This window comes from Cognatilysobacter terrigena (assembly GCF_004361065.1).
GTDB classification, from domain to species: domain Bacteria; phylum Pseudomonadota; class Gammaproteobacteria; order Xanthomonadales; family Xanthomonadaceae; genus Cognatilysobacter; species Cognatilysobacter terrigena.
In genome coordinates, this window is sequence record NZ_SELT01000039.1 from 1 (window position 1) to 14,341 (window position 14,341).

The following is a 14,341-nucleotide window of genomic DNA, read 5'->3' on the forward strand; positions in this document are numbered from 1 at the left end:
TCGTCGAACGCGTGCCGGAGGACCCGCTGAGCTGCACCGTCGCGCTCGCGATCGTCAACCTCGCGCATACGCTCGAACTCGGCATCGTCGCCGAGGGTGTCGAAACGGAGGCACAGTCGCGGTTCCTCGAAGACACGCACTGCGAGGCGCAACAGGGCTTCTACTTCAGTCGACCGCTCGACCGGAACGTCATGACCCGATGGCTGCTGGGGCGCAACGACTCGGGGAATGCGAAGGCGGTGCGGGGCGGGATGCTGCGCTGAGCCGGATCGCATCGACGGCGAGCGCGGCGTCGACGCAAAACAAAAAAGCCTCCCTGCGGAGGCTTTTCGATCTGGCGGAGAGGGTGGGATTCGAACCCACGGAAGGTTTAACCCTTCGGCGGTTTTCAAGACCGCTGCCTTAAACCACTCGGCCACCTCTCCGATGTGAAACGCCGGCGCTAGGCCGGCGTTTCGACGCGCATGGCTATTGTGACATGGCCTCAGGCCGTCGCGGTTTCCCGCCCGCGCGACGCGGCCTCCTGCTCCTGCGTGCACGGCTTGCCGTGGATTTCCGAGCACTGCAGGCGCGCGGATTCCACCATCGCTGGCGCGCGGTCGGCGAGGAAGTCGATGAACACCCGCACGGCCGGCAGCATGCCGCGGCGCGACGCGAACACCGCGTGGAAGATGCCCTGCGGCAGGCGCCAGTCGGGCAGCACCACTTCCAGTTCGCCCGTACGCACCGCTTCGGCGCAGATCGTTTCCGGCAGCAGCGTGATGCCGATGCCCTGCTTCGCCAGCTGCATCAGCATCGGGAAATCGAAGCCCATGATGCGCGGCTTGAGCTCCATGCGACGCACTTCGCCATCGCGGCCATGCAGCTCCCAACGCTGGCGCGCTTCGTCCTCGCTCATCGACATGGTGACGTGGTCGGTAAGCTCGTCCGGCGACTTCGGGCGGCCCATGCGCTTGAGGTATTGCGGGCTCGCGACCAGCAGCTCCTGGATCTGGCCGAAGCTACGCATGACCAGGCTGCCGTCGTCGTCGAGCTTCGTGCGCACGCGCAGCGCGACGTCGAAACCTTCATTGATGACGTCGACGCGCCGGTTGCTGATGTGCATCTGCACGCGCACCTGCGGATACAGCGCGAGGAATTCCGGCAGAAGCTTGGGCATGTGCTGCTGCGCGATGCCGACCGGCACGCTCACGCGGATCACGCCGCGCGGCTCCGCGCTCAGGCGATCGACGACTTCGCGCGCGGCCTTTGCTTCTTCCAGCATCGACTGCGCGTGGCGATACACGCTCTGGCCGACATCGGTGACGGCGAAGCGGCGCGTCGAACGCTGCAGAAGCCGCACGCCGAGATCGGTTTCAAGCTGGCTGATGCGACGGCTCAATCGCGACTTCGGAATGCCGAGTGCGCGCTCCGCTGCGGCGAAACCGGAGTGCTCGACGACGGCCGCGAAGTAGTACAGGTCATTCAGATCGTTCATGACGACAGTTCCATGCCCGCAACGGTACGTGACATTAGACCACCTTAATTCTATCGGTGCAACAACCTACGTTCTGCCCATCGATTCGCATCACCGACAGGACGAACCCCATGAAGCTGCTCCATCTCGATTCCAGCGCCCTCGGCGCCAACTCCGTCACCCGCGAACTCACGGCTGCTGTCGTCGAGCACCAGCGCCGCCTGGATCCGACGGTCGAGGTCGTTTGCCGCGATCTGGATGCCGAGCCCCTGCCGCACCTGTCCGCCGCCACGTTCGCCAGCGCCGAAGCGGCGGCGCAGTCCGCCGCCGTGCTCGACGAATTCCTCGCGGCCGACACCGTCGTGATCGGGGCGCCGATGTACAACTTTTCGATTCCGTCGACGCTCAAGGCATGGATCGACCGGGTCAGCGTGGCCGGCAAGACGTTCCGCTACGGCGCGAATGGGCCGGAAGGCCTGGTGCACGGCAAGACGGTGATCGTGGTCGTCGCGTCCGGTGGCGCGCACGCGGGCCAGCCGACCGACTTCGTCGAGCCTTACCTGCGCCAGCTGTTCGGCTTCCTCGGGGTGCGCGACGTCCGCTTCATCCGCGCGGATGGCGTCGCGTTCTCGCCCGAGCATCGCCGCAACGCGATCGACGCCGCCGTCGCGTCGCTCGACGTCGAGCTGCCGAAGGCCGCCTGATCGCCTAAAACGAAACGGGCCTGTCGCGTGCGGCAGGCCCGTCGTCGTGCAACCCGCGATCGATCAGCGCAGGACGTCGATACCGCCCATGTAGGGACGCAGGGCGTCCGGCACGACGATGCTGCCGTCCGCCTGCTGGTAGTTCTCCATCACCGCGATCATCGCGCGGCCGACAGCGACGCCCGATCCGTTGAGCGTGTGTACCGGTTCGGGCTTGCCCGTGGCTGGATTGCGCCAGCGCGCCTGCATGCGTCGCGCCTGGAACGCATCGCAGTTCGAGCACGACGAGATCTCCCGATACGTGTTCTGCGACGGCAGCCAGACCTCGAGGTCGTAGGTCTTCGACGCCGAAAAGCCCATGTCCCCCGTGCACAGCAGCATGCGACGGTACGGCAGGCCGAGGCGCTCCAGCACCACTTCTGCCGCTCGCGTCATGCGCTCGTGCTCGACTTCGCTTTCCGCCGGACGCGCGATCGACACCAGTTCGACCTTCTCGAACTGGTGCTGGCGGATCATGCCGCGCGTGTCGCGACCGTGGCTGCCGGCTTCGGCGCGGAAGCACATCGAATGCGCCGTCATGCGCATGGGCAGCTGCGTGTCCTCGACGATCTCGTCGCGCACGATGTTCGTGAGCGGCACTTCCGACGTCGGGATCAGGTAGCGCTTCGACTCGCCGACCGCCGTCGTGAACAGGTCGTCCTCGAACTTCGGCAGCTGGCCCGTCCCGCGCATCGAATCGGCATTCACGATGACGGGGACGTTGACCTCGAGATAGCCGTGCTCGCCCGTGTGCAGGTCGAGCATGAACTGCGCGAGCGCGCGATGCAGTCGCGCCAGGCCGCCACGCAGCACGGTGAAACGCGCGCCGGACAGCTTCGCCGCGGTATCGCCGTCCAGCCAGCCGTTGCGCGCACCGAGTTCGACATGGTCGAGCACCGGGAAATCGAACGTGCGCGGCGTGCCCCAGCGGCTCTGCTCCGCGTTCGCGCTTTCATCGTCGCCGAGCGGCACGGATTCATGCGGCAGGTTCGGAATGCCCAGCGCGATCGCTTCGAGCTCTTCGCGAATGACTTCGAGGCGCGCTTCGCTCGACTTCAGCTCGTCGGCGATGCCGGCCACTTCCGCCATCAGCGGCGCGACGTCCTCGCCCTTCGCCTTGGCCTGCCCGATCGCCTTGCTGCGCGTGTTGCGCAGGTTCTGCAGCTCCTGCGTGCGCGTCTGGATCTGCTTGCGCTCGGACTCCAGCGACTCGAGCGCCGACGCATCCAACGCGAAACCGCGCGCGGCGGCGAGGCGTTCGGCGACTTCGGCGGGGCGCTGGCGCAGCAGGACCGGATCGAGCATGGGAGCGTTCGTCGAGCGTGGAAAGGCGGCATTATCACCGCAGTTTCCGCAAGATGCGCCCTTTCCCGTTACGTTAACGGCCGTGTGGCCAGCATGGCCCGATGGATACGACACGCATGGCGACTTCCCCCGCGCCGTCCGGTGAAGGCTCTGGACACCGCCCCTCCCGTTTCGACCGCCGCGTCCTGCTGTGGATCGCGCTGGCCTTCATCGTCGGACTCGTGCTGTTCGCGCTCGCGATCCGGCACGGCGACAAGAACGATTTCTACCGCGCCGGCGAAGTGCCGCCGTCGACCGCCGAGCCGACCTATGCGCCGCTGCCCGCCCCGATGGCAGGCGAAGACGGCTCGGGCATCGGCACGCTGACGCCGCCGCCTCCCGTCGCCGCATCCGAAACGCCCACGGCGCCCGTCGCCCCTGCGCCCGCACCGGTCGCGCGGCCTGCGCCGGAGCCGCGTCCGGCCGCCCTCGCGGACCGCAAGGCGCGCCCCATTCCGGGCCAGACGCCGGCGCCCGACTACCCGATGCGCGCCCTACGCGATGGCGAAACCGGCACGGTGCTCGTGCTGGTCCACATCGGACCGGACGGCGTGCCGACGTCAACCGAAATCGCGCAATCCAGCGGTTCGCGCGAACTCGATCGTGCGGCGTTGCAGGGCGTGCGCCGCTGGCGCTTCGAGCCGGCGATCGGCGACGGTCACCCGACCGTGGGTGATGTCGTGGTGCCGATCGATTTCAAGCTGTCGGACTGACGCTTTCGATCCGCAGGCCCGCGTCGCCCGCGAGTTCGATGAACCCCGGGAACGACGTCGCGACGTTCGCGACGTCCCGAATGCGCACATCGCCTGAGGCACGCTGCGCGAGAACGGCCAGGCTCATCGCGATACGGTGATCGCCGTGGCTGTCGACGTCGCCGCCGCGTGCGTTCCCGCCCTCGATCACTGCACCGTCCGGCCGCTCACCCACGGCGATGCCGAGCGTGCGCAGACCCGCGGCCATCGCGGCGATGCGGTCGGATTCCTTGACACGCAGTTCTGCCGCACCGCTCACCGTCGTTGCGCCCTCCGCACAGGCGGCGGCGGCGAACAATGCCGGGAACTCGTCGATCATGTCCGGCACGAGCGCGGCCGGCACTTCGATGCCGCGAAGTCGCGCCGCGCGCACGCGAAGGTCGGCCACGGGTTCGCCGCCCTGCTCGCGCGGCGATTCGACGGTGATGTCTGCGCCCATGAGGCGCAGTGCGTCGAGCAGACCGGTGCGTCGCGGATTCATGCCGACGGCTTCGATCAGCAGGTCGGAGCCGGGAACGATCGTCGCCGCGACGATGAAGAACGCGGCGGACGAGAAGTCCGCCGGCACGTCGACATCGGTCGCACGCAAGGTCGGCCGGCCAGTGATCACCGCCTCGCCCGGTGCAAAATCGATGTGCGCGCCGAATGCGTGAAGCATGCGTTCGGTGTAGTCGCGCGTCGGATGCGGTTCGACGACGCGCGTGCTGCCGTCCGCATACAGACCGGCGAGCAACACCGCGGACTTCACCTGCGCGCTCGCCACCGGCGATGCGTAATCGATGCCCTGCAGTGGCGCGCTGCCGTGGATGCGCAGCGGCGGCAGCCCGTCATGGGTGTCGATGCGCGCGCCCATTCGCGAGAGCGGCTCAGTGACTCGTCGCATGGGCCGCTTCGACAACGACTCGTCGCCCACCAGCACGCTGTCGAAGCGCTGACCTGCGAGAAGGCCGGCGAGCAGGCGCATGCCGGTGCCCGCGTTGCCGCAGTCCAGCGGTTCCGTCGACCCGCGCAAGCCGTCGAGGCCTACGCCGTGGACGATGCGTTCGCTCGCGGCCGGTGCGTCGATCCGCACGCCGAGCTGCGCGAAGACCCGCGCCGTCGCCCGGGTGTCTTCGCCCTCGAGGAAACCGGTGACACGGCTCGTGCCTTCGGCGATCGCCGCGAACATCACCGCACGATGCGAAATCGACTTGTCGCCCGGCACGCGGACGCGCCCGCGCAACGGGGCGCCGGCCGATGCAATCCAGTCGAGGCTCATGCGAGCACCTCGTCGAGTGCCTGCAGCAGGCGGCGGTTCTCGTCGAGCGTGCCTACGGTGATGCGGCTGTACGCCGGCAGGCCGTAGCCGCCCATCGGGCGCAGTATGACGCCGCGTTCCAGAAGTTCCGCTTCGATCGCAGGTGTCGTGTCGCCGAAGTGCGCGAGCACGAAGTTCGTCTGCGACGGAAGCACGCGGATTCCCCGCGCGGCCAACGCCGCGGTCAATGCGGTGCGCTGCTCGGCGTTTCGCTCGCGCGACCACGCAAGATGTTCGACATCACCCAGCGCTGCTTCGCAGGCCGCCAGCGCGAGCGAATTGACGTTGAAGCTCTCCCGCACGCGCTCCATGACCGCGACCAGGCCTTCGGCCGCCACCAGATAGCCGCAGCGCAGTCCCGCAAGCGCGTAGGCCTTGCTGAAGGTGCGCGTCACGACGACGTTCCCGCGCTCGCGGGCGAGCGGCAAGGCAGTCGCGTAGTCGGGCGCATCCGCCATCTCCGCGTAGGCCTCGTCGACGACAACGATCACGTCGTGCGGGACCGCGTCCACGAAGCGACGCAGCGAGGCGGGATTGATCCACGTGCCGGTCGGATTGTTCGGGTTCGCGATGTACAAAAGTTTCGTCGAGGGTGTGATCGCCGCAAGCAGCGCGTCGACGTCATGACCGAGCGGCATCGGCGCGTCATCCGGCGATGCCGGGGCGACGCGCGCATTCGCGCTCGACGCACGCGTCGCCAGCGCGAACACCGCGAAGCCATATTGCGGATAGACGACGTCGTCGCCCGGCCCGGCGAACACCTGCGCCAGCTGCATGAGCAATTCGTGCGAGCCGTTGCCGAGCAGGATGCGCGACGGCTCGACTCCGTGTTCCGCCGCGAGCGCAGCCTTCAACGCAGCGCCACGAGGATCGGGATAGCGATGCATCAGGTGCAGCGCATCGAGCACGGCCGCACGCGCTCGCGGTGACGGCCCGTACGGGTTCTCGTTCGAGCCCAGCTCGACGAGCCATTGCCTAGCGTTGCGCAAGGCGACGACGTCGTGGCCCGGGTCGTAGGCCTTGAGCGCGCGAATTCCGGAGGTTGCACGCGACGCGAACCAGTTCTCGTCGTACGTCGGCGTCATCCGATCGCCACCGGATAGGAACCCAGCACCCGTACTTCCTGTGCGAACTGCCCGAGTTCGGACAGCGCCTGCTCCATCGCTGCGTCGCCGACATGGCCGTCGATGTCGATGAAGAAGGCGTACTGCCACGGCTGCGCATGACCGGGACGCGACTCGATGCGCGTCATGCTCAGGCCGTTACGCGCGAACGGCTCGAGCACGTGGTACAGCGCACCCGGCTGGTCCTTGATGAAGACCAGGAGCGACGTGCGGTCGTTGCCCGACGGCGTGAACAGCTCGCGACCCAGCACGAGGAAGCGCGTGGTGTTGTCCGGACGATCCTCAATCGGCCCCTGCACCACCTTGAGCCCATACACCGACGCCGCGCTGATGCCGGCGATCGCCGCGGCGTCGTCCGCATTGCGCGCGCGTCGCGCCGCGTCGGCGTTGCTCGCGACGGGAATCATCTCCACGCCCGGCAGGTGCGTGCGCAGCCACGCGCGGCATTGCGCGAACGACTGCGGATGCGAGTAGACGCGCTCGATGTCTTCGATGCGCCCGGTGCGCGACAGCAGATGCTGGTGCACGCGCAGCTCGACTTCGCCGCAGATGCGCACGTCGGAAGACAGGAACATGTCGAGCGTCGACTGGATCGTGCCCTGCGTGGAGTTCTCCACCGGCACGACACCGAAGTCGGCATACCCGGCGGCGACTTCCTGGAAGACTTCCTCGATGCTCGCCAGCGGCAGTGCACGCACCGAATGACCGAAGTGCTTCAGCGCTGCTTGCTGCGAATGTGTGCCTTCCGGTCCGAGGTAGCCGACCTTCAGCGGCTCCTGCTGTGCGAGGCAGGCCGACATGATTTCGCGGAACAGGCGCACGAGAACGGCGTTGTCGAGGGGGCCTTCGTTGCGGTCGACGACCCGGCGCAGCACCTGCGATTCGCGCTCCGGTCGGTAGTAATCGACCGCACGCGCCAGCTCGCCCTTCGCGCGACCGACCTGCGCCGCGAACCGCGCGCGTTCGCTGATGAGCGACTGGATCTCGCGGTCGATCCCGTCGATGCGCTCGCGCAGCCGCGCGAGTTCCTCCGGCGATCCCGCGCTCATCCGTGTCGCCTCCGGAAGTCGTCCATGAACTCGACCAGCGCCGCCACGCCCGCTTCCGGCATCGCGTTGTAGACCGACGCACGCATGCCGCCTAGCGCGCGGTGGCCCTTGAGCCCGATCAGGCCGGCCTTCACTGACTCCGCGAGGAAGGGCTTGTCGAGCGCTTCGTCGTGCAGGAAGAACGGCACGTTCATGCGCGAACGCGCCGCCGTCGCCACTTCGTTTCGATAGAAGCCACCGGAGCCGTCGATCGCGCGATAGAGCGCTTCCGATTTGCGTGCATTGCGACGCGCGAATTCCTCGACGCCACCTTCGTTGAGCATCCACTTGAACACGAGGCCGGCGAGATACCAGTTCCACGTCGGCGGCGTATTGAGCATGGACTCGCCCTTGACGTGCGAGCGGTAGTCGAAGATGTCGGCGCGCGGCTGGCCGGCGTGTTCCAGCAGGTCGCGACGGATGATCACGACCGTGACGCCGACCGGGCCGAGGTTCTTCTGCGCGCCCGCATAGATCACGCCGAACTTCGACACATCGAGCGGCTCGGACGCGATGTTCGACGAGAAGTCGGCGACGAGCGGAACGTTGCCGACGTCGGGCACGTCACGGAACTCGACGCCGTGGATCGTCTCGTTCGCGGTGATGTGCACGTAGGCGGCGTCAGGCGACAGCTGCCATTCGCTGCGCGGCGGAATGTCGCGGAAACCGTTCGCCTCGCTGGTCGCCGCGACCTGAGCGTCGACGTACACCTTCGCCTGCTTGATCGCCGTCTTGCCCCAATGGCCGCTCACGACGTAATCGGCACGCTGGCCGGGCGTTGCGATGTTGAGCGGGATCAGCGCCTGCGCGGTGGTCGCGCCGCCGGCGAGGAAAAGGATCGCGTAGTCGTCGCTGATCGACATCAGCTTGCGCAGGTCGGCTTCTGCCTCGGCCGCCACGCCCATGAACTCCGCGCCGCGATGGCTGAGCTCGACGATGGACGCGCCGACGCCGCGCCAGTCCAGCAACTCGTCGCGCGCCTGCTCGAGGACGGCTTCCGGGAGGGTGGCGGGACCGGCACTGAAGTTGAAGACGCGCGACATCGGGGCACCTATCGACGGGGTGAAGGGCGAGTATGCCGCAGCGCAGCACGCCCGCCGGCCCCGGCGCTGCATCTTTTTCATCATGAGAGCCGTCTAATTCCTCATCGACCCCGGAGGCGCCATGTCCCTGCGCGAAGCCCTGCGGATTCCGTCCCGCGAAATCACCGACGAGACCGTCTACCGCGACCGCCGCCGCATCGTCGGCGCCCTGGCCGCCTCCGGCGCGCTCGGCCTCGCCGGCTGCGCCAAAGCCGACGCCCCGCCTCCGCCGCCCGCCTCGAAGATAGACCCGGCGCGCATGCGTGCGGGCTTCACCACCAACGAGACGCGCACGACGTACCAGGACGTCACCACCTACAACAACTTCTACGAGTTCGGCACGGGCAAGGCGGATCCGGCCAATGCCCCGCGGACATTGCGCACGTCGCCGTGGTCGGTCGCGGTGGGTGGGCAGTGCGCGAAACCGGGCCGGCTGTCGCTGGACGACCTGCTCAAGGGCCTCAAGCCCGAGGAGCGCGTCTACCGCCACCGCTGCGTCGAAGGCTGGTCGATGGTGATCCCGTGGCTCGGGGTGCCGTTGGGCGACGTGCTCAAGCGGTTCGAGCCGACGTCGAAGGCGAAGTTCGTCGCGTTCACCACGCTCGCTGACCGCAAGCAGATGCCCGGCCTCTCGTATCCGGCGCTCGATTGGCCGTATCGCGAGGGCCTGCGCATCGACGAGGCCATGCATCCGCTCGCGCTGCTCGCCACCGGCATCTACGGCAAACCGCTGCTGCAGCAGAACGGCGCGCCGCTGCGCCTCGTGCTGCCGTGGAAGTACGGGTTCAAGTCGATCAAGTCGATCGTCGCGATCACGTTCGTCGAGCACATGCCGTTTACGAGCTGGAACGACGAGGCATCGGACGAGTACGGCTTCTTCTCGAACGTCAATCCGGCCGTCGACCATCCGCGCTGGAGCCAGAAGACCGAGCGCCGCATCGCCGGTACCGGCAGCAAGCTGTTCGCCGACCGCATTCCGACGCGACTGTTCAACGGCTACGCGGAACAGGTCGGTTCGATGTACGCCGGTCTCGACCTGAGGAAATGGTTCTGAGCGCGGTTGCAGCGCGGCCCGCACGACGCCGCACCGAGCCGGGCGTCGTCGTCGCCAAGACGATCGTCCATGTGCTCGCGCTGTTGCCGGCGATCTGGCTCGCGTGGCAGATCCGCAACGAAGCGGTACTCGGCACGGGCGGCCTCGGCGCCGATCCGGTCGCGGCGATCGAGCATTTCCTCGGCCAGTGGGCGATCCGCTTCCTGATGATCACGCTCGCGGTGACGCCGCTGCGTCAGCTGACCGGCAAGGCGGTGCTGTTGCGGTTCCGTCGCATGCTCGGGTTGTACACGTTCTTCTACGCGACGCTGCACTTCGCCGCGTGGATGGTGCTCGACCTCCGCCTCGATGCGTCGCAGATCGGCGCGGCGATCGCGAAGAAGCCCTTCATCACGGTCGGATTCGCGGCGTGGTTGTTGCTGCTACCGCTCGCAGCGACATCGTTCCAGCGCGCGATGCGGGCGCTCGGTCGTCGCTGGGGACAGCTGCACCGCGCGATTTACGTGATCGCCGTGCTCGCGGTGCTGCACTTCTGGTGGCTGGTGAAGTCCGACATTCGCGAGCCGCTGCTGTACGCGGCGATCGCCGCCGTGCTGCTCGGCTGGCGCGTCTGGAAACGCCTGCGGCCTAGCCCGCCCCGTAGAGCAGCAACAGGCTGAGCGCGCCGGCGAGAAGAATCGCCGCGATGATGAGCCACGGCATGCGTCGCGCCGCGCGACGCAGTTGAGGCGGCGCGGGCGGACGACCGCTCGGCCGGCGCTCGCGCTGCGGCTCGCCGAATTCGGGCGGACGCGCGGCTTCCACGACGAAGCGATGCTGGCCCGCGATCACGAGCTGGTCGCCGGGCAGCAGCAATGCGCTCGACAGCGGGTGGCCGTTGACCCAGACCGGTGCGGCCGATGTCGCAGTCGTCGCACGCACGCCCTTCGCAGTCGCGCGCAGCGTTACTTCGCGTGCGCCGATGGCTTCGTCGTCGACCGGAATGTCGCTGTCGGGATCGCGACCCATGACGCAGTCGCGGTCGAGCGGGAAGCAGCGCCCGTGGTGGCGCCCCGCAATCGCACGCAGCACGGCACGACCTTCGCCGCGCGGCGGCGCCCCGGCCTCGACCGGTTCCGGACGTCGTCCCACGAGCACGCATTCGACGCCCGCGAGGAACACCGAATCGCCCGCACGCAGCATCGCCATGCGACGGATCGGCCGGCCGTTGACGTAGACGCCGCGCACGCCGTCGCGCACCTGCAGCCACACGCCGCGCGAGTCGACGTAGACATGCGCGACGGGCTCGCCGTCGGCGTCGTGGCGCGCGTCGAGCAGCGCGGGCGCGATCGCATGCACGCCCGGCTCGAGATCGAGCAGGTCGCGGCCGGAGTCGGTTTGGCGAAGTCGGAGGGCTGTCACGCGCCCGGAATCTAGCATGCCGACGCGGCCTTGCCGGCTCGTGCCGCACAATGTCGCACCGCTCGCACAGGAGGCCGCATGCCCACGATCGACATCCGCCATACGCACGGCCTCGACCCGGCGCAGGCGCGCCAGGCCGTGCAGCACATCGCCGACACGCTCGCGCAGCGGTTCGGCGTCCAGCAGAGCTGGCAGGGCGACTCGTTGATGTTCAAGCGCAGCGGTGTCGACGGTCGCGTGCATCTCGAACCCGGCGCCGTGCGCGTCACCGCGGAACTCGGATTCCTGCTCGGCGCGATGAAAGGCACCATCGAGGACGAGATCCGTCGCGTACTGGCTGAACGTTTCCGCTGACCGTCGCGTTCGCGCCGCGGTTATAGTCGAAGCCCCCGAACCGCAACGTCGCCCATGTCGCCAACCGTCGCCCTGATCACCGGATTCGTGCTCGCCCTCATTGCCGCGGCAGGCTGGGTCGGCTGGATCTGGAAGGTGCGACTGGCGCGCCTCTGCGCCGCGGAAGGCCTCGCGATCCTGTCGGGCATGCGCTGGCGCGAGCTGTCGAACCTGGTGACCGAAGCCCTTGCGTCGTCGGGCTTCGAGCGCGAAACCGGCGAGCAGCAGGCCGCGCGCGGCACCGCCGGCGAAGTGCACATCTATCGCGACGGGCGGCCCTGGATCCTCATCTGCCGGCAGGGCGTCTCGCACGTCGTGACGCGCGCGGCGGTCGAGGATTTCGCGCGCTCGCTGCGCAACGTCAACGCCGCGGGCGGCGTGCTGGTGACGCCGGGTCGTGTCGAGCCCGACGCGCGCACGGTCGCGCCCAACATCGAACTGCTCGACGGTGACGAGCTGTGGAAGCTCGTCGGCCCGTTGCTGCCGGGCAGCGTGCACGGCGAAGTGACCGACCGTGCGCGTGCGCGAGCGCTGCGCGCCTCGGGTGCGGCGCTGTCGATCTGCGTGGTGGCCGGCCTCGCACTGGGGTTCGCGTTGTCGCGCGTCGTCAGCAGCGACGACGACGTGCAGGCCGCACCGATTGCCGCGGCCAAGCCGTCGCGTGCTGCGGCGCATCCGGCCGCGACGACAACGGCCACGTCGGTCGCGCCGATGAGCGAGGACGAGGAACGCGAATCGATCGTGCACGAGATCAGCGTGCTGCCGGGCGTCGACAAGGCGCTGTGGTCCACGCGGTCGACGTTGCAGGTCTTCCTCAACGATCCGAACGTCGCCGACGACACCGCGCTGTGCAGCGTCATGAAGCGCTATGAGTTGCTGCGCGCCTCTCGCCTGCAGATCCAGAGCCCGGCCGGCAGCGCGCGGCCGGTGCGCTTCATGCAGTGCGCGGTCTACTGACCGCGCGTCAGCCTTCGAACGCGGCGAATACCAGGCACGCGTTCGTGCCACCGAAGCCGAAGCTGTTCGACATCACCGTACGCAGCGTCGCAGGCGTGGTCTCGCGCACGATCGGATAGCCGGCCGCGCGCTCGTCGAGGTTCGTGATGTTGTGCGACGCGGCCATGAAGCCGTCCCGCATCATCAGCAGGCAGTAGATCGCTTCGTGCACGCTGGCGGCGCCAAGCGAGTGTCCACTCAACGCCTTGGTCGACGACAGCGGCGGAACCGCGTCGCCGAACACTTCGCGGACCGCCTGCAGCTCGGTGACATCGCCGACCGGCGTCGACGTGCCGTGCGTGTTGAGGTAGTCGATCGGACGATCGAGGCCTTGCAGCGCCATGCGCATGCAGCGCACCGCGCCCTCGCCCGATGGCGCGACCATGTCCACGCCATCCGACGTCACGCCGTAGCCGACGAGTTCCGCGATCACCTTCGCACCGCGCGCCTGCGCGTGCTCGAGCGACTCGAGCACGAGCATGCCGCCACCGCCGGCGATGACGAAGCCATCGCGGTCCGCGTCGTACGGACGCGACGAGGTTTCCGGCGTGTCGTTGAACGACGTCGACAAGGCACCCATCGCATCGAACTGCGACGTCATGCCCCAGTGCAATTCTTCGCCGCCACCGACGAGCATCACGTCCTGCACGCCGTGGCGGATCATGTCGGCCGCGGCACCGATGCAGTGCGCGGAGGTCGCGCACGCGGCGGAAATCGAATAGCTCACGCCCTGGATGCCGAACGCCGTCGCCAGCGCGGCGGACACCGTCGAGCACATCGTGCGCGGCACCATGTACGGCCCGATGCGGCGCACGCCCTTGGTCTTGAGCAGCTCGCCGGTTTCGATCTGCCACTGCGCCGAGCCGCCGCCCGAACCGGCGGTCACGCCCGCACGCGGCCTGCGCAGTGCATCGGGATCGAGGCCCGCCTGTGCGATCGCATCCATCGCCGACACGTAGGCATGGCCCGCGGCGTCGCCCATGAAACGGCGGAGCTTGCGATCGATGATGGCGTCGAGGTCGATGGCTGGATCGCCCGCCACGCGACTGCGCATGCCGAGCGTTTCGTATTCGGGGATGTAGCGGATGCCGGCGCGGCCTTCGCGCAGCGACGCGGACACGGTGTCGAGTTCGCGCCCGAGGCACGACGTAAGGCCCATGCCGGTGACGACGATGCGACTGTGCATCAGAAGCCCTCCGTCGATCCGAACAGGCCGACGCGCAGATCCTTGGCGACGTAGATCTCGCGACCGTCGACGTAGGTGCGGCCGTCGGCGATCACCAGCGCGAGCTTGCCGCGCATGACGCGGCGGATGTCGATCTCGTAGGAGACGACCTTCGCGTCGGGCAGCACCTGCCCGCTGAACTTCACTTCGCCCACGCCAAGCGCACGACCACGGCCGGGTTCGCCCAGCCACGGAAGGTAGAAACCAGCGAGCTGCCACATGGCGTCGACGCCGAGGCAACCCGGCATCACCGGATCGCCGAGGAAATGGCAGCCGAAGAACCAGAGGTCCGGCGTGATGTCGAGCTCGGCGCGGATCACGCCCTTGCCGTAGCGACCGCCCTGGTCGGCGATCTCGGTGATGCGGTCGAACATGAGCATCGGCGG

Annotated in this window: 15 protein-coding genes, 1 tRNA gene and 1 pseudogene; 7 read left to right on the forward strand and 10 right to left on the reverse strand. The window is 68.2% G+C overall.

Going from position 1 to position 14,341, the window contains the following annotated elements; translation table 11 throughout:
• Window positions 1-263 (forward strand): EAL domain-containing protein (locus EVS83_RS14820; protein WP_133501855.1); only part of this gene is annotated, 263 nt, incomplete at its 5' end.
• A gap of 72 nt (window positions 264-335) precedes the next feature.
• Here the strand turns inward: EVS83_RS14820 and EVS83_RS14825 are convergent.
• Together EVS83_RS14825 and EVS83_RS14830 are read right to left on the reverse strand one after the other, a co-directional pair.
• A tRNA-Ser gene (locus tag EVS83_RS14825) sits at window positions 336-425 on the reverse strand.
• A gap of 59 nt (window positions 426-484) precedes the next feature.
• Entirely contained in the window at window positions 485-1,477 is a 993-nt protein-coding gene (locus EVS83_RS14830) for a LysR family transcriptional regulator (protein WP_133501857.1), read from the reverse strand.
• A gap of 110 nt (window positions 1,478-1,587) precedes the next feature.
• On the opposite strand from EVS83_RS14830, the gene EVS83_RS14835 reads away from it, so the two are divergent.
• Window positions 1,588-2,160: an FMN-dependent NADH-azoreductase gene (locus EVS83_RS14835; RefSeq protein WP_133501859.1), complete on the forward strand. Its 573-nt coding sequence runs from the start codon at window positions 1,588-1,590 to the stop codon at window positions 2,158-2,160.
• Between the two features lie 63 nt (window positions 2,161-2,223).
• Here the strand turns inward: EVS83_RS14835 and serS are convergent, their stop codons facing one another.
• Window positions 2,224-3,504: a serine--tRNA ligase gene (serS, locus tag EVS83_RS14840; protein ID WP_133501861.1), complete on the reverse strand. Its 1,281-nt coding sequence runs from the start codon at window positions 3,502-3,504 to the stop codon at window positions 2,224-2,226.
• A gap of 116 nt (window positions 3,505-3,620) precedes the next feature.
• Here serS and EVS83_RS14845 point away from each other — a divergent pair, with 116 nt between their 5' ends.
• Window positions 3,621-4,256: an energy transducer TonB gene (locus EVS83_RS14845; protein WP_166636927.1), complete on the forward strand. Its 636-nt coding sequence runs from the start codon at window positions 3,621-3,623 to the stop codon at window positions 4,254-4,256.
• Here EVS83_RS14845 and aroA read toward each other — a convergent pair.
• The 4 genes and pseudogenes from aroA to serC all read right to left on the reverse strand — a co-directional run bounded on the left by aroA (window position 4,240) and on the right by serC (window position 8,847).
• Window positions 4,240-5,553, reverse strand: a complete 1,314-nt coding sequence (gene aroA / locus EVS83_RS14850; protein ID WP_133501865.1) for a 3-phosphoshikimate 1-carboxyvinyltransferase — start codon at window positions 5,551-5,553, stop codon at window positions 4,240-4,242. The genes EVS83_RS14845 and aroA overlap by 17 nt on opposite strands.
• On the reverse strand, window positions 5,550-6,677 hold the full coding sequence (gene hisC / locus EVS83_RS14855; RefSeq protein ID WP_133501867.1) for a histidinol-phosphate transaminase: 1,128 nt from the start codon (window positions 6,675-6,677) through the stop codon (window positions 5,550-5,552). The genes aroA and hisC overlap by 4 nt, the downstream gene beginning before the upstream one ends.
• A pseudogene (pheA, locus tag EVS83_RS14860) lies at window positions 6,674-7,741 on the reverse strand (prephenate dehydratase); the annotation flags it as partial. The pseudogene pheA and the gene hisC, both read right to left, overlap by 4 nt.
• Window positions 7,742-7,761: 20 nt before the next feature.
• Window positions 7,762-8,847 carry a 3-phosphoserine/phosphohydroxythreonine transaminase gene (gene serC, locus EVS83_RS14865; protein ID WP_133501871.1) on the reverse strand — a complete coding sequence of 362 codons (1,086 nt, stop codon included), beginning with the start codon at window positions 8,845-8,847 and terminating at the stop codon, window positions 7,762-7,764.
• A 121-nt stretch (window positions 8,848-8,968) separates the two neighbouring features.
• Between serC and msrP the strand changes: the two genes are divergently transcribed.
• Together msrP and EVS83_RS14875 are read left to right on the forward strand one after the other, a co-directional pair.
• The gene (msrP, locus tag EVS83_RS14870; RefSeq protein WP_133501873.1) at window positions 8,969-9,940 is read left to right on the forward strand and encodes a protein-methionine-sulfoxide reductase catalytic subunit MsrP; all 972 of its coding nucleotides are present in this window, start codon (window positions 8,969-8,971) and stop codon (window positions 9,938-9,940) included.
• Window positions 9,931-10,599: a protein-methionine-sulfoxide reductase heme-binding subunit MsrQ gene (locus tag EVS83_RS14875; RefSeq protein WP_133501875.1), complete on the forward strand. Its 669-nt coding sequence runs from the start codon at window positions 9,931-9,933 to the stop codon at window positions 10,597-10,599. The genes msrP and EVS83_RS14875 overlap by 10 nt, the downstream gene beginning before the upstream one ends.
• Here EVS83_RS14875 and EVS83_RS14880 read toward each other — a convergent pair.
• Complete coding sequence (locus EVS83_RS14880; RefSeq protein WP_133501877.1) at window positions 10,568-11,341, reverse strand: FHA domain-containing protein; 774 nt, start codon at window positions 11,339-11,341, stop codon at window positions 10,568-10,570. The genes EVS83_RS14875 and EVS83_RS14880 overlap by 32 nt on opposite strands.
• A 78-nt stretch (window positions 11,342-11,419) precedes the next feature.
• On the opposite strand from EVS83_RS14880, the gene EVS83_RS14885 reads away from it, so the two are divergent.
• On the forward strand, window positions 11,420-11,695 hold the full coding sequence (locus EVS83_RS14885; protein ID WP_133501880.1) for a polyhydroxyalkanoic acid system family protein: 276 nt from the start codon (window positions 11,420-11,422) through the stop codon (window positions 11,693-11,695).
• 54 nt (window positions 11,696-11,749) lie between these two features.
• Window positions 11,750-12,691 (forward strand): restriction endonuclease, encoded by a 942-nt coding sequence (locus tag EVS83_RS14890; protein WP_133501882.1) that lies wholly within the window; start codon window positions 11,750-11,752, stop codon window positions 12,689-12,691.
• Between the two features lie 7 nt (window positions 12,692-12,698).
• On the opposite strand, the gene EVS83_RS14895 is transcribed toward EVS83_RS14890, so the two are convergent.
• Together EVS83_RS14895 and fabA are read right to left on the reverse strand one after the other, a co-directional pair.
• The gene (locus EVS83_RS14895) at window positions 12,699-13,916 is read right to left on the reverse strand and encodes a beta-ketoacyl synthase N-terminal-like domain-containing protein (RefSeq protein WP_133501885.1); all 1,218 of its coding nucleotides are present in this window, start codon (window positions 13,914-13,916) and stop codon (window positions 12,699-12,701) included.
• The coding region (fabA, locus tag EVS83_RS14900; RefSeq protein ID WP_133501887.1) for a 3-hydroxyacyl-[acyl-carrier-protein] dehydratase FabA at window positions 13,916-14,341 on the reverse strand (426 nt) is incomplete at its 5' end. The genes fabA and EVS83_RS14895, both read right to left, overlap by 1 nt.